This window comes from Nocardiopsis sp. NPDC050513 (assembly GCF_044457925.1).
Classification (GTDB): domain Bacteria; phylum Actinomycetota; class Actinomycetes; order Streptosporangiales; family Streptosporangiaceae; genus Nocardiopsis.
Genome location: NZ_JBITHK010000003.1, coordinates 317,184 through 341,323, shown reverse-complemented (window position 1 = coordinate 341,323; position 24,140 = coordinate 317,184). Strand labels below are relative to the sequence as shown.

At 73.0% G+C, this 24,140-nt stretch carries 25 protein-coding genes; 18 read left to right on the top strand and 7 right to left on the bottom strand.

What is annotated here, in order from left to right:
* Positions 1 to 10: 10 nt before the first annotated feature.
* The 5 genes from pstA to ACIBFB_RS06725 all read right to left on the bottom strand — a co-directional run bounded on the left by pstA (position 11) and on the right by ACIBFB_RS06725 (position 5,658).
* On the bottom strand, positions 11 to 1,087 hold the full coding sequence (gene pstA / locus ACIBFB_RS06745; RefSeq protein ID WP_397227034.1) for a phosphate ABC transporter permease PstA: 1,077 nt from the start codon (positions 1,085 to 1,087) through the stop codon (positions 11 to 13).
* A complete protein-coding gene (gene pstC / locus ACIBFB_RS06740) occupies positions 1,087 to 2,049 on the bottom strand; it encodes a phosphate ABC transporter permease subunit PstC (RefSeq protein WP_397227032.1) in 963 nt (320 codons plus the stop codon). The genes pstA and pstC overlap by 1 nt, the downstream gene beginning before the upstream one ends.
* 334 nt (positions 2,050 to 2,383) lie before the next feature.
* Positions 2,384 to 3,376, bottom strand: a complete 993-nt coding sequence (gene mshD / locus ACIBFB_RS06735; RefSeq protein ID WP_397227030.1) for a mycothiol synthase — start codon at positions 3,374 to 3,376, stop codon at positions 2,384 to 2,386.
* A 65-nt stretch (positions 3,377 to 3,441) separates the two neighbouring features.
* On the bottom strand, positions 3,442 to 4,554 hold the full coding sequence (locus ACIBFB_RS06730) for a hypothetical protein (protein ID WP_397227028.1): 1,113 nt from the start codon (positions 4,552 to 4,554) through the stop codon (positions 3,442 to 3,444).
* A gap of 339 nt (positions 4,555 to 4,893) precedes the next feature.
* The gene (locus ACIBFB_RS06725) at positions 4,894 to 5,658 is read right to left on the bottom strand and encodes a winged-helix domain-containing protein (protein WP_397227026.1); all 765 of its coding nucleotides are present in this window, start codon (positions 5,656 to 5,658) and stop codon (positions 4,894 to 4,896) included.
* A 110-nt stretch (positions 5,659 to 5,768) separates the two neighbouring features.
* On the opposite strand from ACIBFB_RS06725, the gene ACIBFB_RS06720 reads away from it, so the two are divergent.
* From ACIBFB_RS06720 to ACIBFB_RS06685, 8 genes are all read left to right on the top strand, one after another.
* The gene (locus ACIBFB_RS06720) at positions 5,769 to 6,026 is read left to right on the top strand and encodes a MoaD/ThiS family protein (RefSeq protein ID WP_397227024.1); all 258 of its coding nucleotides are present in this window, start codon (positions 5,769 to 5,771) and stop codon (positions 6,024 to 6,026) included.
* A gap of 34 nt (positions 6,027 to 6,060) precedes the next feature.
* Positions 6,061 to 6,327 (top strand): glutaredoxin family protein, encoded by a 267-nt coding sequence (locus tag ACIBFB_RS06715; protein ID WP_397227022.1) that lies wholly within the window; start codon positions 6,061 to 6,063, stop codon positions 6,325 to 6,327.
* A 581-nt stretch (positions 6,328 to 6,908) separates the two neighbouring features.
* Positions 6,909 to 7,604: a redox-sensing transcriptional repressor Rex gene (locus tag ACIBFB_RS06710; RefSeq protein WP_397227020.1), complete on the top strand. Its 696-nt coding sequence runs from the start codon at positions 6,909 to 6,911 to the stop codon at positions 7,602 to 7,604.
* Positions 7,605 to 7,747: 143 nt separating this feature from the next.
* Complete coding sequence (locus ACIBFB_RS06705; RefSeq protein WP_397227018.1) at positions 7,748 to 9,256, top strand: glutamyl-tRNA reductase; 1,509 nt, start codon at positions 7,748 to 7,750, stop codon at positions 9,254 to 9,256.
* Positions 9,253 to 10,212, top strand: a complete 960-nt coding sequence (gene hemC / locus ACIBFB_RS06700) for a hydroxymethylbilane synthase (RefSeq protein ID WP_397227016.1) — start codon at positions 9,253 to 9,255, stop codon at positions 10,210 to 10,212. Before ACIBFB_RS06705 ends, hemC begins: the two co-directional genes overlap by 4 nt.
* A 101-nt stretch (positions 10,213 to 10,313) precedes the next feature.
* Complete coding sequence (locus ACIBFB_RS06695) at positions 10,314 to 12,002, top strand: uroporphyrinogen-III synthase (RefSeq protein ID WP_397227014.1); 1,689 nt, start codon at positions 10,314 to 10,316, stop codon at positions 12,000 to 12,002.
* 37 nt (positions 12,003 to 12,039) lie between these two features.
* The gene (hemB, locus tag ACIBFB_RS06690; RefSeq protein WP_397227012.1) at positions 12,040 to 13,038 is read left to right on the top strand and encodes a porphobilinogen synthase; all 999 of its coding nucleotides are present in this window, start codon (positions 12,040 to 12,042) and stop codon (positions 13,036 to 13,038) included.
* A 94-nt stretch (positions 13,039 to 13,132) separates the two neighbouring features.
* Positions 13,133 to 13,795 (top strand): bifunctional DNA primase/polymerase, encoded by a 663-nt coding sequence (locus ACIBFB_RS06685; RefSeq protein ID WP_397227010.1) that lies wholly within the window; start codon positions 13,133 to 13,135, stop codon positions 13,793 to 13,795.
* Positions 13,796 to 13,891: 96 nt separating this feature from the next.
* Here the strand turns inward: ACIBFB_RS06685 and rraA are convergent, their stop codons facing one another.
* Entirely contained in the window at positions 13,892 to 14,374 is a 483-nt protein-coding gene (rraA, locus tag ACIBFB_RS06680; RefSeq protein WP_397227008.1) for a ribonuclease E activity regulator RraA, read from the bottom strand.
* Between the two features lie 257 nt (positions 14,375 to 14,631).
* On the opposite strand from rraA, the gene ACIBFB_RS06675 reads away from it, so the two are divergent.
* The 6 genes from ACIBFB_RS06675 (at position 14,632) to ACIBFB_RS06650 (ending at position 20,135) form a co-directional block, all read left to right on the top strand.
* On the top strand, positions 14,632 to 15,993 hold the full coding sequence (locus tag ACIBFB_RS06675) for an ATP/GTP-binding protein (protein ID WP_397227006.1): 1,362 nt from the start codon (positions 14,632 to 14,634) through the stop codon (positions 15,991 to 15,993).
* Entirely contained in the window at positions 15,990 to 16,559 is a 570-nt protein-coding gene (locus tag ACIBFB_RS06670; RefSeq protein WP_397227004.1) for an RloB family protein, read from the top strand. Before ACIBFB_RS06675 ends, ACIBFB_RS06670 begins: the two co-directional genes overlap by 4 nt.
* Positions 16,560 to 16,632: 73 nt before the next feature.
* Positions 16,633 to 17,928, top strand: a complete 1,296-nt coding sequence (gene hemL / locus ACIBFB_RS06665; RefSeq protein WP_397227002.1) for a glutamate-1-semialdehyde 2,1-aminomutase — start codon at positions 16,633 to 16,635, stop codon at positions 17,926 to 17,928.
* 35 nt (positions 17,929 to 17,963) lie between these two features.
* Complete coding sequence (locus tag ACIBFB_RS06660) at positions 17,964 to 18,599, top strand: histidine phosphatase family protein (RefSeq protein ID WP_397227000.1); 636 nt, start codon at positions 17,964 to 17,966, stop codon at positions 18,597 to 18,599.
* A 222-nt stretch (positions 18,600 to 18,821) separates the two neighbouring features.
* Complete coding sequence (locus tag ACIBFB_RS06655) at positions 18,822 to 18,920, top strand: 30S ribosomal protein bS22 (protein WP_013155353.1); 99 nt, start codon at positions 18,822 to 18,824, stop codon at positions 18,918 to 18,920.
* A gap of 225 nt (positions 18,921 to 19,145) precedes the next feature.
* Positions 19,146 to 20,135, top strand: coding sequence for an epimerase (locus ACIBFB_RS06650; RefSeq protein WP_397226997.1), 990 nt, complete (start codon positions 19,146 to 19,148; stop codon positions 20,133 to 20,135).
* A 79-nt stretch (positions 20,136 to 20,214) separates the two neighbouring features.
* Here ACIBFB_RS06650 and ACIBFB_RS06645 read toward each other — a convergent pair whose 3' ends face one another.
* Entirely contained in the window at positions 20,215 to 21,009 is a 795-nt protein-coding gene (locus ACIBFB_RS06645; RefSeq protein WP_397226995.1) for an HAD family hydrolase, read from the bottom strand.
* Positions 21,010 to 21,289: 280 nt separating this feature from the next.
* Here ACIBFB_RS06645 and ACIBFB_RS06640 point away from each other — a divergent pair, with 280 nt between their 5' ends.
* From ACIBFB_RS06640 to ACIBFB_RS06625, 4 genes are all read left to right on the top strand, one after another.
* On the top strand, positions 21,290 to 22,450 hold the full coding sequence (locus ACIBFB_RS06640) for a putative quinol monooxygenase (RefSeq protein ID WP_397227518.1): 1,161 nt from the start codon (positions 21,290 to 21,292) through the stop codon (positions 22,448 to 22,450).
* Positions 22,451 to 22,683: 233 nt separating this feature from the next.
* The gene (locus ACIBFB_RS06635) at positions 22,684 to 23,382 is read left to right on the top strand and encodes a DUF2993 domain-containing protein (RefSeq protein ID WP_397226993.1); all 699 of its coding nucleotides are present in this window, start codon (positions 22,684 to 22,686) and stop codon (positions 23,380 to 23,382) included.
* An 83-nt stretch (positions 23,383 to 23,465) separates the two neighbouring features.
* Complete coding sequence (locus ACIBFB_RS06630) at positions 23,466 to 23,771, top strand: thioredoxin family protein (protein ID WP_397227516.1); 306 nt, start codon at positions 23,466 to 23,468, stop codon at positions 23,769 to 23,771.
* 97 nt (positions 23,772 to 23,868) lie between these two features.
* Positions 23,869 to 23,955: a putative leader peptide gene (locus tag ACIBFB_RS06625; RefSeq protein WP_352983320.1), complete on the top strand. Its 87-nt coding sequence runs from the start codon at positions 23,869 to 23,871 to the stop codon at positions 23,953 to 23,955.
* Positions 23,956 to 24,140 lie beyond the last annotated feature (185 nt).

Sequence of the window (24,140 nt, the reverse complement as noted above, 5' to 3'; positions counted from 1 at the left end):
GGGTATGGGGTCAGCGGGTGGACTTCGGCGCGAACGCGCGGCCGACCATCCGGGCCAGGAAGAACAGCAGCATCACCGTGAGGATGAGCGTCAGCGCCGCGGCCCAGGCCCTCTCGTAGTTGACGGCACCGCCCATGCGGACCTGCGAGTAGATGAAGACCGGCAGGCTCATCATCTGGCCGTCGAACAGGTTCCAGTTGATCGAGACCGCCGAGGAGCCCGCCGTGAGGATCAGCGGCGCGGTCTCGCCGATGACGCGGGCGATCGCGAGCATGATCCCGGTGGTCAGGCCGGCCGCCGAGGTCGGCAGGACCACCTTGGTGATCGTCCGCCACTTGGGCACCCCCAGCGCGTAGGAGGCCTCGCGCAGGTCGCGCGGGACCAGGCGCAGCATCTCCTCGCTGGAGCGGACCACGACGGGGATCATCAGCACGGCGAGCGAGAGGGCGCCGGCGGCGCCGTTGGTGTGGCCGGGGCCGAACAGCGCGATCCACAGGGCCACCACGAACAGACCGGCGACGATGGACGGGATGCCCGTCATGACGTCGACGAAGAAGGTGATGACGCGCTTGATCCGGCCCCTGGCGTACTCCACCAGGTAGACGGCGGTCATGACGCCGATCGGCACGGAGATGAGCGTGGCCATCCCGGTGATCGCCAGTGTGCCGACGATCGCGTGGTAGACGCCGCCCGCGTCCATGCTCGGCAGGACGCCGTTCATCGACACCGACAGGAAGTAGCCGTCGAACCGGGCGAAGCCGTTCTGGAGCACCGTCCACAGCACCGACACCAGCGGCACCAGCGCGAGCAGGAAGCACCCGTACACCAGCGACGTGACGAACCTGTCCATCGCCTTGCGGCCGCCCTCGACGCGTGCGGCGGCGGTCACGGTGATGACCACGTACGCCACCGCGGTGAGCAGCGCCCACAGGACGACGCCGAACGAGGAGAAGGCCAGCAGGACACCGGCCACCACCGCGGCGGAGCACGCGAGCAGCGCGGCGGGGAAGTAGCGGGGCAGGGACGCGTGCCGGAGCGCGGCCGCGGTGGTCTCCGGTCCGGAGGGCCGCGTGGTCGTCGAGCTCATCAGGCCTCCTTGCTGCCGCGCGCCACGATGTAGCGGGCGCCCATGTTGACGGCGAGGGTGATCGCGAACAGCACCAGGCCCGCGGCGATCAGCGCGGACACGCCGTACCCGGTGGCCTCCGGGTACTGGAGCGCGATGTGCGCGGCGATGGTCTGGTTGCCGCTCTGGAGCAGATCGAAGGAGATCACGAGCGACGGGGACAGGATCATGGCGACGGCCATCGTCTCGCCCAGGGCGCGGCCCAGGCCGAGCATCGCGCCGCCGACGACGCCGGAGCGGCCGAACGGGAGCACGGCCAGCCGGATCATCTCCCAGCGTGTGGCGCCCATGGCGAGCGCGGCCTCGCGGTGGCCCTGCGGCACCTGCCTGAAGACGTCGCGCGACATCGCGGTGATGATCGGCAGGATCATGACGGCGAGGACGACCGAGGCGGTGAGGATGGTGCGGCCGGAGGTGGAGGCGGGACCGGTGAAGAGCGGGATCCAGCCCAGGTACTCCGTCAGTCCGCCGTAGACGGGGACGAGCTGCGGGGCCAGGAACCCGATGCCCCACAGGCCGTAGACGACGCTGGGGATGGCGGCGAGCAGGTCCACCAGGTAGCCGAGCACGGAGGCGAGCCGGCGGGGCGCGTAGTAGACGATGAACAGCGCGATGCCGACCGCCACGGGCGTGGCCAGCAGCAGTGCGATGGCGGCGGCGAGGACGGTGCCGAACGCGAGGGCCGCGACCCCGAACGCCGGAGCCTCACGGACGTTGGCCTCCCACTCCGTGCTGGTGAGGAAGCCGGCCGTGTTGGCCGAGAGCGAGGGCCAGGCCTGGATGACCAGGAAGGCGGCGACCCCGGCGAGGATCACCAGGATGAGGAGGCCTGAGCCTCGGGCGAGCCCGGCGAAGACGGCGTCGCCGATCCGGCGCTTTCCCGTGGGCGGCGGTGCCGCCTGGGGCGCGTCCGTGGTCGTCATGGATTGGCTCCGGTTCGGAAAGGGTGTCGGGGCTGGTCACCTGGGGCGTGCCGGATCGGCGCGCGGGGTTCGCGCGGCGGCTCCGGGCGCCGTGGGTCCGGGTCGGCGGCGTTCGCCAGGGTGTGCCCCCGAGGGAGTCCGCCACGCATCAGAGGTAGCCGGTCGGCGGCCGTGTTGTCACGGTCACCACGCGCGGTTCGGCCCTTCCGCGCCGACTGCGAAGGTAGGCGGGGCAGGTGACCAGTTATCCCAGAGAAGATGAACGGGAGATGAACGACATGTCGCACTCCCGTGGCCTCAAGGGGTTCGGGCGGTAAATGTGATGTGTCGCACCTCAGGAGGCCCCGGGGGCGGCGGCCTCCGACGACGGCGCGTACATCACGTCCGTGTCCCACACCTCGAACCCGAGGGAGGTGTAGAGCCGCACGGCGGCCCCGTTGTCGCCGTCCACGTACAGGTGCACCCAGGGGAGCCCGGAGTCGCGCAGGTGGTGCAGGCCGGTCAGGGTGAGCGTGCGGCCCAACCCCGTCCCCTGCCAGTCGGGGTCCACGCCCACGACGTAGACCTCGCCGACCGGTTCGCCGTCGGTGAGCCCGGCCCCGTCGGCGTGCGTCTTGGTCCAGTGGAACGCGGCGACCGCACCGTCAGCGGTCGTGGCCAGGAAGAAGCCGTGGGGGTCGAACCAGTCCTCAACCTCGCGCTGGAGCAGGTCGTCGAGGGTGAGCTGGCCCTGTTCCGGGTGGTCGGCGAAGGCGCGGGCGTTGGCGCGCAGCCACGCCTCCTCGTCCTGGCCGACGACGAACGTGCGCACCCCGACCCGGTCGGCGATGTCGGGCCTGAGCTCGGCCTCGGGCAGTTCGGGCGCGGTGCGGGGGCCGCCCCGCGCGTCGGCGGGCAGGTCGCGCAGCGGCATGCGCATCTTGTGCAGTTCGCGGACGGGGCGCCAACCGCGGGATGCGGCGAGGTCCGCCGCCCGCGGGGTGCGTCCGTGCGCCCACACCCTCACGCCGCGGGGTCCGGCGTCGTCGCGCACCGAGTCCAACAGGGCGGCGCCGTGTCCCTCGGCGCGGTGGGCCGGGTCGACCACGAGTTCGCCGGAGTCGGGTTCGCCCGCGACGCGTTCGACGAACGCGAAGCCCACGGCCCGGCCGTCCCGGGTGACCACGTGGAACCGGCTGCTGCCGGCGGGGGCGCCGTGGCGGACGCGCAGGACGGTGTGTTCCGACAGGGGGGCGACGCCGTCCTGTCGGCGGGCGGCCTCGGCGAGGGCCAGGATCTGGTCGGCCAGGTCCGCGCCGAGGTCGTCGGTGACGTGCGGGGTGCTCATGCCGAAAGCCTATGACGCCTCGGACGCGCGGCCGCGTCCGGTGTACCGGGTCGGGGACGTGCCGTTCAGGAACGGCGACGCCTTCCCCGGTACCCGCTTCCGGTCCGCACCCGGCGGGCCGGGGCGAGCGGCGTGACGAGCAGCAGGGCCAGCAGGACGGCGGCCAGGAGGATCGACGGCGCCATCGACGGGCGGAGGTCGGTGTGGTCGGCGGCGATCTCGGTCGCGGCCGCGTCGTCGCCGCTCGGCGTGACGAGCGGCAGCTCGGCGAGGTCCTGGCCGCCCGGGGAGAGGTCGGGGAGGTCGGCCGTGTCGTCGGGGATGGTCGGGACGTCGCCGCCGCTGGTCGGCGGGGAGTCCACGCCGGGCCGGGGCGTCTGAGGGGGCGACGTGGTGCGGGAGGTGGGGCTGTTCGCCGGATCCGGGTTGCCGGGGGCGTCCGTCCGCCGCTCGCCGTCGGAGCCGCCGGCCGACTCCTCGTCCGTCCGTGTGGGGGCCGGGGAGGGGCTCTCCGACCCGGGGCCACCGGGTCCGCCGGTGGGCGTCGGGGTCGGCGAGGGCCGCACCGGCGGGCTCGGGGTGGGGCTGGGGCTCCCGGTGGGCTCGGGCGTGGGGGAGGGGGACGCCGTCGGGTCCGGCGACGGGGGGTCCGTGGGGTCCGGCGACGGGGGGTCCGTGGGACGGGGGTCGATCACGGTGATCGACCACGTCCCAGTCACGGCGCTGGTCCGCGGGTCGGGGGCGGCGCACCCGCCCTGGTCGTCGGTGGGGGCGTAGGTGAGGACGGCCACGACGTCGACCGACTGCCGGGGCGCGCCGTCGACCACACCCGCGGGCACACGCGCGCCGGGGCCGAGGCGCTGGGGCTCGAAGCCGCTGACGCGGAAGCCGGCGTTCTCCACGGCCAGGTCGACGAGGCAGACGGCCAGGTCGCCCGCGTTGACCGCGGTGACGGGGTTGGACGGCGCGTCCGAGCCGAGGTCCACCTCGCTGGCGGGGTGGTGGAAGGCGACCGCGACTGACGGAGTGTCCGCGGTGGGCTCCTCGGAGGGCGAGGGCGCGGCGTAGGCGGGGGCCACCACGGCGATGAGCGTCGATCCGACGAACGTGGTGCCGAGAGCGACGCGCAGGGGCCGGGCCTGCGCGGGGAGCGGGGGTCTCGCGGCGGGGGTGGACATCGGTGCGATTCACTCCTACGGTGGCGCGCCGGGACGGTGGGCGTACGACCCGGCCAGGGGAGTGTCACCGCGCCCGCTCTCGCCCGACTCGGGGTACCCCACGAATCCTAGGGCGTCCAGCCTCCGAAGACGAGTGCCTTGCGCACCCGATTTCCTACGGGCGGTCACGGCGGGAGTACGGAGTTCCGGGTGCGAGCGGGTCCCACGCCGCCGACCAGGGCGGGCCCGACGCCGCGCGAAGTCGGCGACCGGGACCCCGTCGGTCCCGGCCACGCCGATCGCGCCCCCCGCGCCCGGTGCCGCCCTGTCTCCGGCGGCCCGCCGAGGCGCGGCCTCCCGCTACGTGCCGCTCGTCTCCGGGGTCCGGGCGGCGGGCAGCGACTCCGCGCCCTCGTCCTTGGGCGCCTGCTTGGCGACGGGGTCCGGGACGAAGCGGTAGCCCACGTTGCGCACGGTGCCGATGAGCGACTCGTACTCGGCGCCGAGCTTGGCGCGCAGGCGCCGGACGTGGACGTCGATGGTGCGGGTGCCGCCGAAGTAGTCGTAGCCCCACACCTCCTGGAGCAGCTGCGCCCGCGTGAACACGCGGCCGGGGTGCTGGGCCAGGAACTTGAGGAGTTCGAACTCCTTGAAGGTCAGGTCCAGGATCCGCCCGCGCAGCCGGGCGATGTAGGTCGCCTCGTCGATCACCAGGTCGCCCCGGCGGATCTCGTCCGGGTCGTCGGAGCCCGCGTCGGCCGAGCCCACGGCCAGGCGCAGCCGGGCCTCGACCTCCGCCGGACCGGCGGTGACGAGGATGAAGTCGTCGGCCTGCCAGTCCGGGGTGAGGGCCGCGACGCCGCCCTCGGTCAGGATGACCAGCAGCGGGCAGTCCAGTCCCGTGGTGTCGAGCAGGCGGCAGAAGTTCCGGGCGGCTGCCAGGTCGGTTCGCGCATCGACCAGAATGGCGTCGACGGGAGCGCTGGAGCTTCCGTTGGCACCGGAGGCCAGGAGCGCACCGGCTTCCGCGGGCGCCACCCGCACCGAGTGCAGGAGGAGTCCGAGAGCGGGCAGCACGTGGTCGGACGGTTCGTTCGAGTTCGTCAGTAGCAGCAGATGGCTCATGCGTCTCTTCTCGTCAACCCCGCGCGATGCGGACGAACGAAGGCGCCATTGCCCCCGGTGAAGATTTGTCGAATACGTCGCCTCCGAGCAACACCAAGGATAATCAACAGATGGCGAAGTGCACTATCAGGTACTGGGCCGCGGCCAAGGAAGCGGCCGGAACCGCCGAGGAACGGGTCGAGGCGCAGACGCTCGGCGACGCCCTGGACGCGGCCTGCCGGCTGCATCCGGACGACCGTTTCCAGCGTGTTCTCGGGGCTTCGTCCCTTCTCGTGGACGAACGGCCGGTCGGCCGCCGGCCGCACCGCGAGGTCCCCGTCACGGACGGCACTGTGATCGAGGTCCTACCGCCGTTCGCGGGCGGGTGAGGGTCGCGACAACGGTTCGGAACACGGAGGAGACATGGGCGAAACACCGGATTGGACGCGGCGGGCGCGCGTGGTCGTGCTCGGCAAGCCGCACTGCCATCTGTGCGAGGAGGCGTGGTCGGTCGTCGAGCGCGTCACCGGCGACCTCGGCGTGACGCGGGCCGAGGTGCGGCTGGACGAGGTCGGGGAGGCCGACCGGGAGGAGTACTGGGACAAGATCCCGGTGACCTTCGTGGACGGGCGGCGGCACGACTTCTGGCGGGTGGCCGAGGACCGGCTGCGCTCGGCGATCGGAGCGTGAGGCCGACCGGACCGCGGGCCGCGCGTCGGGCGTGTCGCGGCGGGTCCCGTGCCGGGCCCGGGTCGGCGTGGGTCGGTGTCCACACCGGTTCGCGCGTTCCGGCGCGGTACGCGTGCTCCGCGCCGCGTCCGTATGCGGCCTTTGCGGCGGGATTGCGGGGGAGAGCGTGCGCGTGCGGGAGAATTCCGGCGATTCTGCACAAATGTTCCCATCGGATTCCTTCCGGCGGCCCGGAATTGGTGCCTCGGCCATACCGCTTCGGCGGCGCGCGGGGGCGTTCCGCGAAGGAGGCGGGGTGAGCGGTCGGCGACCGGAATCCGCTTCCCCGTACCACCGGACGCCGCCGTGGCGTCGCGCGGAGGCGCGCGGGGCGTCCCCGGCCGCGCCGCGCGGCGCCCGCGCGCCCGATTCGTGGGAACTTATGAACGCCGCGTCACACCCGACCCCACTTTGTGCGTGCTTTCACAAGCGCGTAATCTGGAACACAGACCAGTCGGGGAAGGACGACGCACCGGCCCCCACGGCGCGCCGCTCACGGCCCGCACCCCGTCCGCACCACAGCCGCTCAGGAGCGCCCGCCTGTGACAAGCCGTCCGCCTCGGCCCCGGGAGAGGGGAATCCCCGAAGCCACCGTCGCCCGGTTGCCGGTCTACCTCCGCGCACTCCAGGCGCTCCAGGACCGCGGGATCCTCACCGTCTCCTCCGAGGCGCTCGCGACGGCCGCGGGGGTGAACTCCGCCAAACTCCGCAAGGACCTGTCCCACCTGGGCTCCTACGGGACGCGCGGGGTGGGCTACGAGGTCGAGTACCTCGTGTACCAGATCTCGCGTGAGCTTGGTCTCACCCAGGACTGGTCCGTGGCCATCGTCGGCATCGGCAACCTGGGCCGTGCACTGGCCAACTACGGGGGCTTCGGCTCACGCGGGTTCCGCATCGCGGCCCTGCTCGACGCCGACCCCTCGGTGGTCGGACGGAGCGTGGCCTCCCTCGACGTGCGGCATATTGACAGCCTGGAGGAGGTTGTGCGTTCCAAGAGCGTGTCCATCGGGGTCATCGCGACACCGGCGGCGTCCGCCCAGGGCGTGGCGAGCCGGTTCGTCGAGGCCGGGGTGACGAGCATCCTCAACTTCGCCCCCGTGGTGCTCAATGTGCCGGACGGGGTCGATGTGCGTAAGGTCGACTTGTCCATCGAACTCCAGATCCTCGCCTTCCACGCGCAGCGCAGGGCCGACGGCGACGGCCGCGGGGCGCGGAGGGCGGGACTGGAACTGACGTGAGACCGACACCGGGGCCGTGAGGCCCGCACACGCGGCGGCGATGAGCGAGCGTGCGCCGCGTCTCGGGTGGGGCCGCCCACGGGGCCGGCGACCCGTACCCGAGTATGGACGAAGCTGTGTAGGGCCCGCATAGGAGAGTTCGGATGAGTGTCCTGGCCGTGGGGTTGAGCCACCGGAGTTCACCGGTGGCGCTGCTCGAACGCGTCGCGCTGAACGGGGAGACGCGGACCAGGGCGGTCGGCGACATGCTCGGCTCCGACTCCGTGAACGAGGTCATGGTGGTCTCCACCTGCAACCGCACGGAGATCTACGCCGACGTCGCGACCTTCCACGGCGGCGTCGCGGCCATCACCGAACTCCTCTCCTGGCACACCGGCGTGCCCCTGGGCGAGTTGTCCGAGCACCTCTACGTGCACTACGAGGACCGCGCCGTGCAGCACCTCTTCTCCGTCACCTGCGGCCTGGACTCCATGGTCGTCGGCGAGGGCCAGATCCTCGGCCAGGTCCGCGACGCCCTCAAGGAGGGCCAGGACGGCGCCTCCGTCGGCCGCGTCCTCAACGACCTCGGCCAGCGCGCCCTGCGCGTGGGCAAGCGCGCCCACACCGAGACCCACCTCGACCACGCCGGGGCCGACATGGTCAGCTTCGGCCTCACCGAGGCCCTCCGCCACCTGGGCGCCCCGCCCGCCGTCGCCGAGGTCACCGTCGACCGCACCACCCCCGCCGAGGGCGTGGCCGCCCCCGCGGGCTGCCCCATGTCCGGGGTGACCGCCGCCGCTCCCGCCGACACCCCCGCCGCCGAGGTCGCCCGGCCCGCGCCCGCCCCCCTGGCCGGGATCCGCGTCCTGGTCCTGGGCGCCGGATCCATGAGTGCCCTGTCCGCCAACACCGTCGCCCGCCAGGGCGCGAGCGGCGTGGTCGTCGCCAACCGCACCCAGGAGCGCGCCGCCCGCCTCGCCGAATGCCTCACCGAGGCCTACGACACCGTCTCCGCGCACGCCGTGCCCTTCGAGACCGCCGCCGACGCACTCGCCGACGTCGACCTCGTCATCTCCTGCACCGGAGCCCAGGGCCTCGTGCTCACCGCCGACGCCGTCGCCGCGGCCGTCGGGGGACGCGGCAGACCCCTGGTCTTCCTCGACCTCGCGCTGCCCCGCGACGTCGACCCCGCCGTCCGCGACCTGGCCGGCGCCCGCCTGGTCGACATCGAGGACCTGCGCCAGGCCGCCGCCACCGGTTCCGGCGGCGGCGACCGGTCCGGCTCCCTCACCCTGGTCCGCGGGATCGTCGAGGAGGAGGTCGCCGAGTTCGGCGCCGTCCGCCGCGCCGACCAGGTGACGCCCACCGTGGTCGCCCTGCGCGCCCAGGCGCAGGACGTCGTCGAGGCCGAGCTGGCCCGCCTGCACGGCCGCCTGCCCGACGACCTCGGCGCCAAGGCCCGCGAGGAGATCACGCGCGCCATGCGCCGCGTCGCCGACAAGCTCCTGCACCGGCCCACCGTGCGCGTCAAGGAGCTGGCCAAGGCGCCGGACGGGGAGTCCTACGAGGCGGCCCTCAGAGAACTGTTCGACCTCGACCCCCAGGCTCCCGGAGCGCTCGCCGCCCCGACGGGCCCGACCCACACGGAGCCCTCCGCTCAGGAGAAGTCATGACCGGCACCACCGCCAGGCTCGGCACCCGCCGCAGCACCATGGCGACCACCCAGTCCCAGATGGTCGCGGACGCGATCACCGAGCGCACCGGACAGGCGATCGAGCTCGTGCTCATCACCAGCTTCGGCGACGTCACCAAGGCGCAGCTGACCCAGCTCGGCGGCACCGGCGTGTTCGTCAACGCCCTGCGCGACGAACTCGAAGCCGGGAACATCGACTTCGCGGTCCACTCGCTCAAGGACCTGCCCACGTCCCCCGTCGAGGGCCTGACGCTCGCGGCCGTCCCCGAGCGCGACGACCCGCGCGACGCCCTGTGCGCCCGCGACGGCCTCAAGCTCGCCGACCTGCCCCCGGGCGCGCGCGTGGGCACCGGCTCCCCGCGCCGCGCCGCCCAGATCGCGGCGCTCCGCCCCGACCTCGTCTTCGTGCCCATCCGCGGCAACGCCGAGACCCGCCTGGGCAAGGTCGCCTCCGGCGAGGTCGACGCCGTGGTCCTGGCCTACGCCGGGCTCGGCCGCGTCGGCCGCCTCGACGACGTCACCGAGGTCTTCGAGCCCGAGCAGGTCCTGCCCGCGCCCGGTCAGGGCGCCCTCGCCGTCGAGTGCGCCACCGCGCGCGCCGAGGGCGACCTCGCCTACCTCGCCACCGTCGACCACGCGCCCACCCGCGCCGAGGTCGTCGCGGAGCGGACCGTGCTGGCCGAACTGGAGGCCGGGTGCGCCGCGCCCGTCGGCGCCTACGCGCAGTACGGGGACGGCCGGCTCCGCCTGCGCGCCGCCGTCGTCGCCACCGACGGCGGCGAGGCCGTGCGGCGGGAGCGCGACATCGCGCTGGAGAACCCCGGGGACCTGGCGGCCGCCGCCGGCCTGGGACGGGACCTCGCACGGCAGATGATCGCCGAGGGCGCCGACCGCATCGTCGCCGCGGCCTTCACCGAGAGGGACGAGACACAGTAGGAGCCGGTCGGCGGGCCGATCGCACGCCCTGCCCGCCGCATCGCCACCGTCCCGGAACCCGCGCCCCGGGAGCAGGCGAACCACACACGAGGAGCCAGTACGTGAACGCCAACGCCAACCACCAGCCCGACGAGTCGCGCGCCGCATCGCGGACCGGACACGTGGCGCTGGTCGGTTCCGGCCCCGGCAGCGCCGACCTGTTGACCCTGCGCGGCGCCGACATGCTCCGCCGCGCCGACGTGGTCATCACCCTCCGCGAACCGGCGGGGGAGGAGCTCGCCGGTTTCCGTGAGGGGCTCCTCGAACACTGCTCCGACGACGTGTCCGTCATCCAGGCCGACGAGTGCGGCGGCGACGTCAACGCCCTCGCCGTCGCGCGCGCCCGCGAGGGCCGGCGCGTGGTCCGGCTGTTCTCGGGCGACCCGTTCTTCGGGTGCCGGGGCGGCGAGCTGGTCGCGGCCTGCCACCAGGCCGGGATCGCCGTCGACGTGGTCCCGGGGATCTCCTCGGTGACCTCCGTGCCGACCTTCGCGGGGATCCCGCTCCTGGGCGACGGCAACCCCGAGGTCCGGGTGCTGCACGCGCGTGCGCACGGCGGCGCCGAAGTCGACTGGCACGAGGCAGCCGCCAGCGACGCCGCGCTGGTCGTCCTGGGCGCCGACGCTCCCCCCGGTGAGCCGCCCGAGCACCAGGGGCCCGGGATCGACGTCCTGTGCAAGACCCTCATCGCGGGCGGACGTCCGCCGACGACGCCGGTGGCGGTCGTGCGCGCGGGCGGCACCACCCGGCAGACCACGGTCACCTCGACACTGAACCGCCTGGTCGCCGAGCTCAAGGCCAAGGACGCCAAGGGGCACCACCTCACCTCGCCCGCGCTGATGGTCGTCGGGGCGCCGGTGAGCCGCCAGCCGGAACTGTCCTGGTACGAGACCCAGTCGCTGTTCGGATGGCGGGTGCTCGTGCCGCGCACCAAGGAGCAGGCCGCCGCGCTGTCCGAGCGGCTGCGCGCGCACGGGGCCGTGCCCGAGGAGGTCCCCACGATCTCCGTCGAGCCGCCGCGCACCCCGCAGCAGATGGAGCGCGCCGTCCGGGGCCTGGTCACCGGCCGCTACCAGTGGGTGGCGTTCACCTCCGTCAACGCGGTCCGGGCGATCCGCGAGCGGCTGGAGTCCTACGGTCTGGACGCGCGTGCCTTCGCCGGGGTGAAGGTCGCCGCGGTCGGGGAGACCACCGCGCGGGCCGTGCGCGACTTCGGGATCCAGCCCGACCTGCTTCCGCCCGACGACGTGCAGTCCAGCGCCGGGCTCGTGTCGGTGTGGCCTCCCTACGACGCCGAGATCGACCCGATCGAGCGGGTGCTGCTGCCCCGCGCCGACATCGCCACCGAGACCCTGTCGGCCGGGCTGGCCGACCTGGGCTGGGAGGTCGACGACGTCACCGCGTACCGCACCGTGCGCGCCGCCCCGCCGCCCGCCCCCGTCCGAGAGGCGATCAAGGGCGGCGGCTTCGACGCCGTGCTGTTCACGTCCTCCTCCACGGTGCGCAACCTGGTGGGGATCGCGGGCAAGCCGCACAACACGACGGTGATCGCGGTCATCGGCCCCGAGACCGAGAAGACCGCGGTCGAGTTCGGGCTGCGCGTCGACGTCGTGGCCCCCAAAGCCTCCGTTTCGGCCCTCGTGGGGGCGCTTTCGGAGTACGGTGCCGCCAAGCGGCGCGAGGCGGTCGAGGCGGGCAAGCCCGTCCTGAAGCCGAGCCAGAAGCGCCGCGGCCGCCGCCGCAAGCTCTGAGCCCGCCCATGTCCGACCACCACCCGGGAGCACCCAGATGACCGCCTCCAGCCACGACGCCGCGTTCCCCGCCGCCCGACCGCGCCGACTGCGCCGCGGCGCGGCGATGCGCCGCCTCGTCGCCGAGACGCGGGTGCTCCCGGAGAACCTCATCCTGCCGATGTTCGTCAAGGAGGGGCTCGCCGAACCGGTGGCGATCTCCTCCATGCCCGGCCAGGTGCAGCACACGCGCGACAGCCTGCGCAAGGCCGCGGTCGAGGCCGCCGCGGCGGGGGTCGGGGGCCTCATGCTCTTCGGCGTCCCCGCGCACAAGGACGAGCGCGGCTCGGCGGCCGACGACCCGGACGGCGTCGTGCAGGCGGCCCTGCGCGACCTGTCGGCCGAGGTCGGGGCGGACATCGTGGTGATGGCCGACCTGTGCCTGTGCGAGTACACCTCGCACGGCCACTGCGGTCCGCTGACGACCGACGGGAACGTGGACAACGACCGCACCCTGGAACGGTACGCGTCGATCGCGGCGGCCCAGGCGGACGCGGGCGCCGCCGTCGTCGCGCCGAGCGGGATGATGGACGGCCAGGTCGCGGCGATCCGGGCCGGGCTCGACGGCGCCGGGCACACCGGTGTGCCGATCCTCGCCTACGCCGCCAAGTACGCGTCGGCCTTCTACGGGCCGTTCCGCGAGGCCGCCGAGGGCGCGCCCCGGTTCGGCGACCGCTCCGGCTACCAGCAGGACCCGGCCAACGCCCGGGAGGCCCTGCGCGAGGTCGCCCTGGACGTCGCCGAGGGCGCGGACATGGTCATGGTCAAGCCGGGCCTGGCCTACCTCGACATCGTCGCGAAGGTCGCCGAGTCCTCTCCCGTACCCGTGTCGGCCTACCAGGTCAGCGGCGAGTACGCGATGATCGAGGCGGCGGCGGAGCGCGGCTGGCTCGACCGAGAGCGGGCCATCGTCGAGACGCTCACGTCCTACCGCAGGGCGGGGGCCGAGCAGGTCCTCACGTACTGGGCGACCGAGGCGGCGCGTCTGCTCCGGTGACGGCGCCGGGCCTTCCACGCCGGTCGCGGTCGCCGGGCGTGGGGCCACCAGCCACCGGCCGCGTCCCGATCACGAACGACCACCGGGGGGCTCGATGGCAGAGGTGCTCTATCGACGGAAACGGCGCCACACGACCGACAGCATGCTGGAGTCGGCGCTCCGGTACGCACGGCTCGGTTGGCCGGTGGTACGCGGGGCCGCGCCCGGTGAGGACCGGGCGTGCACGTGCGACCGGATGGGCTGTCCGGACCCCGCGGCGCACCCGGTCACCATGGCGTGGGGCGTGGAGGCGAGCACCGACACCGACACCATCCGCCGGTGGTGGACCGCCTCGCCCCACGCGAACGTGATCCTGCCGACCGGCCGGGTCTTCGACGTGTTCGACGTGCCGCGCGAGGCCGGTGTGATGGCCCTGGCGCGGATGGGCCGCGCGGGCGTCCCGGCGGGACCGGTCGCGGCGGTCGAGTCCACGCGCTACCTGTTCTTCGTGGCGACCCGCTCGCCGGTGGACGAGGACGAGTGGTGGTCGTGCCATCTGGACTGCGTCCCCGAGTCGGTCGAGGAGACCCCGGGCCTGCGGTGGCACTGCCGGGACAGCTTCGTGCTCGGCGCGCCCTCGGTGCTGCCGTCCGGCGACCGGGTCACGTGGATCCGGGCGCCCTACGACGAGGGCGGGTCGGTTCCGCTGCCCGACCCGATCGCGGTGCTCGACATCCTCTCCGACGCGAGCGAGGAGTTCGCCGGGGACGGCCGCTGACCGGATCCGGACGGCGGGAGGGGCGCCCCCCTCACGACCCCGGCCCGCGTGGATGCGGAGACGGGCGGTTCCCGGCGGTGCGGAGGGCGCCCGCGACTACACGCGCTCGGCGTTGACGACGATCCCGTCCTCGTCGCTGTACAGCCACTCGCCGGGCACGAAGGTGACGTCGCCGAAGGTGACCGGAACGTCCAGCCGTCCCGCGGCGTCCTTGGCGGACTTGCGGGGGTTGGAGCCCAGGGCCTTGACGCCCAGGTCGAGCCCGCCCAGGGCGACGGTGTCGCGGACGGCGCCGTGGATCACCACGCCCGCCCAGCCGTTGCGCACGGCGGACTCGGCGATCATGTCGCCCATCAGGGCCGAGCGCAGGGAGCCGCCCCCGTCCACGACCAGGACCGCGCCTTCGCCGGGGGTGTTGAGGACCTGCTTGACCAGGCCGTTGTCCTCGTGGCACCGGACCGTGCGGATGGGGCCGGAGAAGCGGTCGCGGCGGCCGAGGCGCAGGAACTGCGTGGAACAGCTGCGCAGCGTGTCGCCGTGGTCGTCGATGAGGTCCGCGGTGGTGAAGTTCGTCGCCATGCCAACTCCGGTCGGTGGACAAAGGTGTACGCCACCCAAGCTACTCACTGGTAGAACTCCGGCCCAGGTCGGGACCGCCCGACACCCTCGCCGACGCCGGTCGCGGGCCGTGGTCCGCGCGGTCGCGGAACCCGATCCCCGGACGCGGCGCCCCCTGGGCGCACGTTTACGCCAACTCTGGGTTGGCATACTTCAGGTGCGTGGGTTTTCCACACGAGAAGCCGTGAAGCCCTGCGTTCCCGAGGGGGAGGTCCGTCATGCTGTTGAGTTTCCGCGTGGAGAACCACAAGTCCATCCGTGAGGAGCAGCAACTCCTCCTCACCCCGGTCTACGACGACGCCCGCCCCAGGGAGGCCGACTGGGAGGCCACCACCGTCGCGGGGATCTTCGGAGCCAACGCCTCGGGCAAGTCGAACGTCCTCGACGCGCTCGCCCTCATGCGCGACACGGTTCGGTGGTCGTTCCGGGGCAACGAGCCCGGCGGGGGGATGCGGCGCCACCCGTTCGGACTCGATTCCCGCTCACGCCAAGAACCGTCGACCTTCGTCGTGGACCTCGTGCTCGACGGCGTGCGGTACACGTACGGCTTCGCCTTCGACGACGAGCACGTGCTCGAAGAGTGGCTGTACGCCTATCCCAAGCGACGCAGGCGCGTGGTGTTCGAGAGGGACGGGACCGCGTTCACCTTCGGCGACGACGTGTCATCGGACCTCCGGCAGGTGGAAGGGATCACGGCCCCCAACGTCCTCTTCCTGTCCGTCGCGGCCCAGGCCAAGCAGGCGCAGGTCATGCCCGTCCACCGGTGGTTCACCCGGGGCGTGGTGTTCGCCTCGGAGCGTCGCTCGGACCGCCCCGACTGGGTGCACGACGGAACGGCGACCGACGTGAGCCTGTCGCAGCTGGGTGACCTCCTCCGTTCGGCCGACACGGGTGTGGAGTCGGTGGAACTGGACGGCGGAGAGGCCTCCGACGCCGACGTTCAGGTTGAGCTCGCCGCGAAGAACCTCCGCAGGGCTCTCGCGGAGCACGGTCACCCCGAGGACAGCGGCGTCGCGATCGACATGCGCCATCCGGAGGAGAGGTGGAGGCGTGTCGCCCTCGATCTCGTCCTACGCCAGCGTGCCACCCTCCTCTTCCACCACCGGGCATCGGGGCAGTCGACGCCCCTGAGATGGGAGGAGGAGTCCCTCGGTACCCGGACCTTCGCCACCATGGGGTTCGAGGCACGCCGCGTCGTGGAGTCCACCGGCGTCTTCGTCATCGACGAGATCGACGCCAGCCTGCACCCCTACCTCTCGGCACGGATCATCTCCCTGTTCCAGGACGAGCGGCAGAACCCCGGAGGCGCCCAACTCATCTTCACCAGCCACGACGCGGCCCTCCTCGGTCGGATCCGCGGGGAGGAGGTCCTCAGGCGCGACCACATCTGGTTCGTGGAGAAGGACGACCAGAGCCGGACCGCGCTCTTCCCGCTCAGCGACTTCAAACCGCGCGCCGACGACAACCGGGCCCGGCGCTACCTCACCGGTCGCTACGGAGCCGTGCCGGACGTGGACGACGAACTGTTCCGGGGCGCCCTCCGCAGGCGCGTCGAGCAGCCCGAGGAAGCCACCACGTGAGCAAGCGGCGCAAGCGCGAGAAGGAGACCGACCTCCGGCGCCGCCGTCCCCGGCGAGAGGAACGGGACGTCTACCTCGTCGTCTGCGAGGGCGAGACGGAGAAGCGCTACTTCGACACCATGAAGCGCCATCCGGACGTGAACCTGCACACCGTCCACGCGAGGAAGGCCAAACACCCCCAGCGCGCGGCCGTCGTCCGAAGCGCCGCCCAGGCGCGCGGCGACGAGTACACACAGGTATGGGCGGTCTTCGACACCGACGGCGAGGACGTGTCCGAGATCGTGGCCTCGGCCACACGGCAGGGGGTCGAGTCCGCTCCCTCCACTCCCACCTTCGAGACCTGGCTGCTCCTCCACCTGCGGGACCACCGGGCGCCCCTCGTCGACGGAGACGCGGCGGCCAGGGTGCTCAGGTCCGCTCTCCGTACCTGGGACAAGGGCAGGACGCACTTCCGCGACTTCGCCCACGGCCTCCAGGACGCCTGCCGACGCGCCGAACGGCTTCCCCCCGGCGCCGACCCCAGCACCCGGGTCCACGCCCTCGTCCGCGCCCTCCTCCGCCGCTGACCACCGGCGACACCGCGACCGATACGGGGCGGGTCACGGTCACCGAACCGGACACAGCTGACACACTGGTGACGTGGGTAATCAACAGACTTCCGCAGAGCTCTTCCAGCGGGCCGCCTCCGTCGTCCCCGGCGGCGTGAACTCGCCCGTGCGCGCCTTCGGCGCCGTGGGCGGCACCCCGCCCTTCTTCGTCAAGGGCGAAGGCCCCTACCTGACCGACACCGAGGGCCGGCGGTACGTCGACCTCGTCTGCTCCTGGGGTCCGCTCGTCCTCGGCCACGCCGCGCCTCCCGTGGTCGCGGCGCTCCACGACGCGGTCGCGGCCGGAACCTCGTACGGCGCGCCCACGCCCGGCGAGGTCGAGCTCGCCGAGCTCATCGTCGAGCGCACGCCCGTGGAGAAGGTCCGCCTCGTCAACTCCGGCACCGAGGCCACCATGTCCGCGATCCGCCTCGCACGCGGCTTCACCGGGCGCGGCAAGATCGTCAAGTTCGCCGGAAACTACCACGGCCACGTGGACGCGCTCCTGGCCGCCGCCGGATCGGGTCTGGCCACCTTCGCCCTCCCCGACTCCCCGGGCGTGACCGGCGCCAGCGCCGCCGACACCCTCGTCCTGCCCTACAACGACACCGAGGCCGTCGAGCGCGCCTTCGCCGAGCACGGCGACGACATCGCCTGCGTCATCGCCGAGGCCTGCCCCGCCAACATGGGCGTCGTCCCGCCCAAGGACGGGTTCAACGCCCGCCTGAAGGAGATCGCGCACGCGCACGGCGCCCTCCTCATCCTCGACGAGGTCCTCACCGGCTTCCGCGTCAGCGCCTCCGGCTGGTACGGGCTGGAGGGCGTCGCCCCCGACCTCATGACCTTCGGCAAGGTCATGGGCGGCGGCCTGCCCGCGGCGGCCTTCGGCGGCCGTGCCGACGTCATGGACCGCCTCGCCCCCGAGGGCCCCGTCTACCAGGCGGGCACCCTCTCCGGGAACCCGCTGGCCACCGCGGCCGGGATCGCCACGCTGCGCGGCGCCACCCCCAAGGTCTACGCCCACATCGACCGCGTCTCGGCCCAGGTCGAGTCCGAGGTCTCCAAGGCGCTCAGCGAGGCCGGCGTGCCGCACCGCGTCCAGGGCGGCGGCAACCTCTTCACGGTGTTCTTCACCGACCAGGACGTCCACGACTTCGACACCGCGCGCACCACCGACACCTCCGCGTTCGCGGCCTTCTTCCACGCCATGCTCGACCAGGGCGTCTACCTGCCGCCCGCGGCCTTCGAAGCGTGGTTCTTCTCCGCAGCCCACGACGACGCCGCCATCGACCGCGTGGTCTCGGCGCTACCCCGCGCCGCGCGAGCCGCGGCGGAGGCCCAGGGCTAGGCGCGCCCGCGATTCGGATCAAGAGGACGACCACGATGACGACGACCACCGTCGTGCACCTGCTGCGTCACGGCGAGGTGTACAACCCCGACAGGGTCCTGTACGGCAGACTGCCCGACTTCCACCTCAGCGACCGGGGCCAACAGATGGCCGAGATGGCCGCGGAGTGGTTCGAGGGCCACGACGTGGCCGCCCTGTTCTCCTCCCCGCTGGACCGGACCCAGGAGACGGCGATCCCGCTCCAGAAACGGCTCGACCTGCCCGTGACCCTGGACGACCGCCTCATCGAGGCGGCCAACCGGTTCCAGGGCATGTCGCTGTCGGCCCGCTCGGCGCGCGACCCCAGGGTGCTCAGACGCCTGTACAACCCGTTCCGCCCGTCCTGGGGGGAGCCCTACACGCAGATCGTCGGCCGCATGGTCGACGCGATCAAGGACGCGCGGCGTGCCGCGTGGGGCCGCGAGGCCGTGTGCGTGAGCCACCAGCTCCCGATCTGGATGGCGCGCCGCACGGCCGAGAGCAAGCGCCTGTGGCACCGACCGGACAGGCGCGAGTGCAACCTGGCGAGCGTCACGTCACTGACCTTCGTCGACGAGCGGTTGGCCAGCGTGAGCTACGCCGAACCCGCCGCGGAGCTGTACACCGACGCGATGGGTCTTCCGGGGGCGTGACCCTGACCGCGTGCCCGTACCGGTAAGCTGGGCCTTCGGGTGCGGTGGGCGTACGCCTCCGTCGGCGGCCTCACCGGGGTCCGCCCCGGCCCACGGGCCACCCCGCGCCCGGCGCCGGTCGGTGCCCCGCGGGCACGGCGACCGCATCCGAGCTCCATGCCGGCAAGGCACCGCCCACTGGTGCGGCATGTCCGGCACCTCAGTCAGCGAGAGGGTGATCCCATGGGTTCCGTCATCAAGAAGCGCCGCAAGCGGATGGCGAAGAAGAAGCACCGCAAGCTGCTCAAGCGCACGCGTGTGGCGCGTCGCAACAAGAAGTAGGAAGTCGCGGCGAACGTCGTCTCTCCGCGGGCGTGGGCGGGCCCTGGGCGCGCCTTCGGACGCGGAGACACCCCTCCCTCCCCGCGCGGTACCGAGCACCGCGCAGGAATTTTCCGGGTGTGCCGCTGTTGTGGTTCACAAGTCGCGGACACATTCTTCACCTCTCGGTGAACGTCCGTTGACCTCCCGGAATCTCGGCTCCCGTCTTCCAAGGAACGTCTCGCCATGGCTCGTGTCGTACTCGTCACCGGGGTTTCCAGCCCCATGGCAGCCAGGGTCGCGCAGACCCTGAGGGGGGCGCCCGACGTGCGTCGGGTCATCGGAGTGGACTCCGCGCCGCCCTCGGGTGAGGACTGGGCGACCTACGCCCCGAACGCCCGGGAGGCGTCCGGCGACGGCGCCCCGACCCTGGAGTACGCGCACGTCGACCTCCACGACGAGAGCCTGCCCCAGATCGTCGCCGACTCCGGCGCCGACCTCGTCCTCCACCTGGGCCTCGACGCCGACCGCGGGCGCCACCGCGAGGACCACCTCCTGGGCGCCATGCGGGCCCTGACCGCGGCCCAGCGATCGGCGTCCGTGCACCGGATCGTGCTCCGCTCCAGCGCCACCCTGGACGCCGACGACGCGGCCGAGGTCGAACGACACGCCCGCGGACTCCAGCGGCGCCGACCCGACGTCTCCGTGGCGGTCCTGCGGTTCGCCAACCTCATCGGCCCCTCCACGGACACGCCCCTCACCCGGTACCTCGACTCCCGGGTCGTCCCCACCGTGCTCGGCCGCGACCCGCGCGTGCGCTTCCTGCACGAGGACGACGGCGCCGAGGCGCTCGTGCGGATGGCGCTGAGCGAGGAGACGGGGTCCTTCGACGTCGCCGCCAAGGACTCCGTGCCCCTGTCGCACTGCCTGCGCAGGATCGGCGGCCAGCGGCTTCCGGTGCCCGCCTCGGGGTTGCGCGTCCTGCGCGGCCTGGCCCGCCACGGTCGGATCGCCTACGCGAGCGCCAGCGCCGCGCGTTCGGTGCGCGCGACCCTGGACGCCTCCCGCTGGGACACCGACCCTCTGGAGCGCGTCCTGCGCTGGTCGCCGTCCTACACCTCGGCCCAGGCCTTCGAGTCCTACGCCGACAGCCGCGCCTCCGCCCAGCCGCCGCGCGGCGCCGGACTGCGCCCCGTCCACGTTCTGGCGCTCGCCCGGGCCACCCTGGGCCGCTGAGCCGCCGCGGCGGAACCCCGCCGACGCCCCACCCCGCGGTCCCTACCCCCACGGCGGGCAGTGCCCGCCGGAACGCGCCCTAGGCCCGGCGGCGGCGCAGTGCCCGCACCGCCATGCCCCCGGCGACGGCGCCCGCCACAGCCGCTGGAACGGCCACCTTCAGCGCCTTTCTGTGTCTGCGGAAGTCGTGCACCGGCCACGCGTGCGCGCGCGCGTACCTGCGGAGGTCGCCGTCGGGGTTGACCGCGTGCGGGTCGCCCACGAGCGACAGCAGCGGCAGGTCGTTGGAGGAGTCGCTGTAGGCCGAACAGGCCGTCAGGTCCCATCCCTCCTTCCGCGCCAACGCGCGCACCGCCACGGCCTTCGCGGGACCGTGCAGCAGGTCCCCGTTGAGCCGTCCCGTGTACACGCCGTCGACGCTCTCCGCCTCGGTGCCCAGCGCCCCGGTGAGCCCCAGGCGCCTGCGGATGATCTGGGCCAGTTCCACGGGCGTGGCCGTCACGAGCCACACGGGCTGCCCGGCGTCCAGGTGGCGTTGGACGAGCCGCCGGGTGCCCTCCCAGATGCGGTCGGCCATGGAGTCGTCGTAGATCTCCTCGCACAGGGTGACCAGGTCGGACACGTCGTGCCCGGCGACGAACGCCAGAGCCGCCTCGCGGGCGGCGTTGATGTGGTCGGGCTGCTCCGCGCCCGTCACGCGGAACACGGTCTGTCCCCACGCGAACCGCAGCAGGTCGCGCGTGGTGAACAGGTCGCGGGACGCCAGGCCCCGTGCGAAGTGGTAGATCGACGCGCCCCGCATCAGGGTGTTGTCCACGTCGAAGAAGGCGGCTCCCGGCCCTCCAGAGGGCGGGCGCGGCGCGTCGTACGGCACGGTTCTCTCCTGGCTCGGCTGGGGGAGGCGGCCCTCCATGTCCGGGGTGACGCTCCCCGCTGGTCTCGAGCCTACGGCCACCGGTGGGTCCCGTGGGATCACTGGGTCCCCGGTGCAATTCTGGTGATGAAGGTCACAGTTAGTCGGGCGGGTTGTGCCCCCACTCTGCGGGATCTTCCCGCAGACTGTCCCCCGTCGCCGCACTGACGTGCACATCCACCCGTCGATGTGCAGCATCATTGTCGGGATGGTGACGGTAGGACTGGCATTCACAAGCGCGTTGGTGGCCTGGAGCGCCACCGCGGCTCTCGCCGCGTACGCCCAGCGTCGTCCCAGCACCGCCAGGATCGGCTGGCTGGTCGCCGCACTCGGCATCGCCACCGGGCTCAGCGCCGCCGTGATCGGCGCGATCCTCGGCTTCGGCGACGTCACCTTCCGGATCCACCAGATCGGCATCAGCCTCCTGGGCCCGCTCTACCTCGCATGGGGCGCGGTCGAGTACGGCGTCCGGTCGCCGCGCGGCCGGTTCGCCTCGCGCCTGTTCCTCAGCGCCTTCACCATCGTTCCGCTGGTGGTGCTGTCCGTGGACCGGCTGAGCGGAGGCTTCGAACGCGCCTTCCCGGCCCTCGCCGACCACTACGACATCATCCCCCGCTGGCTCATCGGCGGCGCGCACGTCGTGGTCGCCGTCTTCCTCGTCTGCGCGCTCGTCGCGGTCCTGCGCCGGCGCGACGGCGGGCGCGACCGGGTTCCCGACCTGTCGGTGCTGGGTCTGGTCGCCCTGGCCGCCCTGCTCTGCGTCGTCGTCGGCCGCACGGGTCTGGGCGTCCTGGGCCCGCTGCTGGTGCTGGGCGCCGTCGCGGCCCTGTGGGGCGCCTCCGCGATGGTCGCGCGCCCCCGGCGCCGGGACCGGTACGCGGACGACGACCGCTACGACGACGAGGACCCCTACGACGAGGGTCGCCACGACGACCGCTACGACGGTTACGACGACGCCGACGAGCCCTTCGAGTCCTACGCCGAGCCCCAGGAGGAACCCGTGCGCCGCAGGCGTCGCAACCCAGAGCCCGACCGCTACGACGCTCCGCCGGCGCGTCAGGCCCCGTCCAAGCTGCGCGGTGTGATCACGATCTACACCCTCGCCGAGGGCCAGGAGGACGGCTTCGACCAGATCGCCGACGCCGTCGTCGACCAGGTCGCCCACCACGAGCCGGACACGCTGCTGTTCGCCTGCCACACGGTGCCCAACGCGCCCCTCCAGCGCATCGTCTACGCGATCTACCGCGACGAGCTGGCCCGCGAGGAGCACGAGCGGCAGCCGCACACCCTGGAGTTCGCCCGCCGCTCCTCGTCGCAGGTGGTGGCCACGAACGTCATCGAGCTCTCCCTGTCGGGCGCCTCGGCCAGCGACGGCCTCGCCGCCATGCTGACGCCCCGCTGAACGCGTCTCCGACGCCGCACGACGCGACGCCCGGCGCGAGAGATCTCGAACCGGTGTCTTTCGCGCAGGTGGGAAACCGCACCGAGGCACACGTCGTCGCAATCCGGGTGAAGTACGCTTCCCTACAGGTTTTTCATGACCGGCCCCATCGGGTGCCGACGGCGTGTGACCTAGACCGGCGGGACGGACCGGCCGACAGGCGCGCCTGAGCGAAAGAAAGTGTGCTGGGACTCATGCGTAAGCTCCTCGTCGTCCTGCTGTTCCTCATCGGAGTCGTCGCGGTGGTCGCGGACGTGGCGCTGCGCGGCGTCGCGGAGGGCGTGGTCTCCGAGCGGACGGCGCAGCAGCTGGACATGACCGAGAACCCGGACGTGGCCATCGAGGGCTGGGCCTTCCTGCCCCAGGTCGTCAGCGGCGAGTACTCGCGGATCACCATCACCGCGGACAGCGCCGCCATGGCCGGGGTCAGCGTCGAGCAGATCGAGGCGACCGCGAGCGACGTCGAGGCGCCCCTGGGCGACCTGCTCGAGCAGCCCTCCGTCGTCGCGGGGGAGATCGACGGCTCCTTCGTGGTCCCCTACTCCTACTTCAGCGCCCACCTGCCCGAGGGCATGACCGTCACGACCGAGGACGGGGAACCCCGCATCGTCGGCGAGCTGGCCCTTCCCGAGCTGGGTCTGAGCACGTCGGTGTCGGCGGGCGGCGAGTTCACCGTCGAGGGCGACACCGTGCGGCTCACCCCCGTCGACGTGCAGTTGGGCGACACGCCGATCGACGTCTCGTCCATGGTCGAGGGCATGCTCAGCTTCAGCGTGCAGGCGCCCGCGCTGCCGTTCGGCCTGACCGTCACCGACATGGAGGCCACGTCCAACGGCCTGAGGATCACCGGCGTGGCCCAGGACGTCCCGCTCATGGGCGCCGAGGCGGCCTGATCGGCTCGCAAGGGGGATCCGTGACCGTGGACGAGGTCGGCGCGGGCGGCCGGGACCACGCCGCGCGCCCCTGGGACGGCCAGCTGCTCGACCGCGAGGACCTGGGCGCCGACCTGGGGGAGCGGGCCACGCTCGTGCAGTTCTCCACGGCGTTCTGCCAGCCCTGCCGCGCCACCCGGCGCGTCCTCGACGACGTCGCGGGCATGGTCGGGGGCGTCGCGCACGTGGAGGTGGACGCCGAGTCCCGGCTCGACCTCGTGCGCCGCCTGGGCCTTCGCGGCACCCCCACCGTGCTCGTTCTGGACGCCTCGGGGCGGGTCGTGCGCGGCGGCGGAGGGCAGCCCCGCAAGGCCGACGTGATCGCCGCGCTCGGTGCGGCCATCGCCTGAACCGGCCCCTCGCACCCTCCCCACCGGCACCGACGTCCCTCGCTGTGATCCAGCCCACCCGTGACAAACACCTCGGCCCACCTGTAGCGTCTAGGACGTGACTTCCTTGACGAGCGCGTATCTGACGAAGCGACGGGCAGTGGACTTCTGCCGTGTCGCCGCCGCGCTCTGTCTGTGTCCCTAGGGCGGACGGGCTTCCCAGCCCACGCCCCCTCCGTGCGACCGGTCCGTATCCGAGCACGCAGTCGGGGACTCCACGCCATGCAGGTCGGCCCTCGCGGGCGGCGTCTCGCCGTCCCGGCACCCTTCCCTCCCGTGAACCACGGCCGCTCCGCCGTGCCCGGCTCCCGCCGGGCGGCGGAGACGAGC

Bases quoted from the DNA above. Each gene is read 5' to 3' on its own strand.
- pstA (WP_397227034.1), bottom strand. From the start codon at position 1,087: ATGAGCTCGACGACCACGCGGCCCTCCGGACCGGAGACCACCGCGGCC.
- pstC (WP_397227032.1), bottom strand. From the start codon at position 2,049: ATGACGACCACGGACGCGCCCCAGGCGGCACCGCCGCCCACGGGAAAG.
- mshD (WP_397227030.1), bottom strand. From the start codon at position 3,376: ATGAGCACCCCGCACGTCACCGACGACCTCGGCGCGGACCTGGCCGAC.
- ACIBFB_RS06730 (WP_397227028.1), bottom strand. From the start codon at position 4,554: ATGTCCACCCCCGCCGCGAGACCCCCGCTCCCCGCGCAGGCCCGGCCC.
- ACIBFB_RS06725 (WP_397227026.1), bottom strand. From the start codon at position 5,658: ATGAGCCATCTGCTGCTACTGACGAACTCGAACGAACCGTCCGACCAC.
- ACIBFB_RS06720 (WP_397227024.1), top strand. From the start codon at position 5,769: ATGGCGAAGTGCACTATCAGGTACTGGGCCGCGGCCAAGGAAGCGGCC.
- ACIBFB_RS06715 (WP_397227022.1), top strand. From the start codon at position 6,061: ATGGGCGAAACACCGGATTGGACGCGGCGGGCGCGCGTGGTCGTGCTC.
- ACIBFB_RS06705 (WP_397227018.1), top strand. From the start codon at position 7,748: ATGAGTGTCCTGGCCGTGGGGTTGAGCCACCGGAGTTCACCGGTGGCG.
- hemC (WP_397227016.1), top strand. From the start codon at position 9,253: ATGACCGGCACCACCGCCAGGCTCGGCACCCGCCGCAGCACCATGGCG.
- hemB (WP_397227012.1), top strand. From the start codon at position 12,040: ATGACCGCCTCCAGCCACGACGCCGCGTTCCCCGCCGCCCGACCGCGC.
- ACIBFB_RS06685 (WP_397227010.1), top strand. From the start codon at position 13,133: ATGGCAGAGGTGCTCTATCGACGGAAACGGCGCCACACGACCGACAGC.
- rraA (WP_397227008.1), bottom strand. From the start codon at position 14,374: ATGGCGACGAACTTCACCACCGCGGACCTCATCGACGACCACGGCGAC.
- ACIBFB_RS06675 (WP_397227006.1), top strand. From the start codon at position 14,632: ATGCTGTTGAGTTTCCGCGTGGAGAACCACAAGTCCATCCGTGAGGAG.
- ACIBFB_RS06660 (WP_397227000.1), top strand. From the start codon at position 17,964: ATGACGACGACCACCGTCGTGCACCTGCTGCGTCACGGCGAGGTGTAC.
- ACIBFB_RS06655 (WP_013155353.1), top strand. From the start codon at position 18,822: ATGGGTTCCGTCATCAAGAAGCGCCGCAAGCGGATGGCGAAGAAGAAG.
- ACIBFB_RS06650 (WP_397226997.1), top strand. From the start codon at position 19,146: ATGGCTCGTGTCGTACTCGTCACCGGGGTTTCCAGCCCCATGGCAGCC.
- ACIBFB_RS06635 (WP_397226993.1), top strand. From the start codon at position 22,684: ATGCGTAAGCTCCTCGTCGTCCTGCTGTTCCTCATCGGAGTCGTCGCG.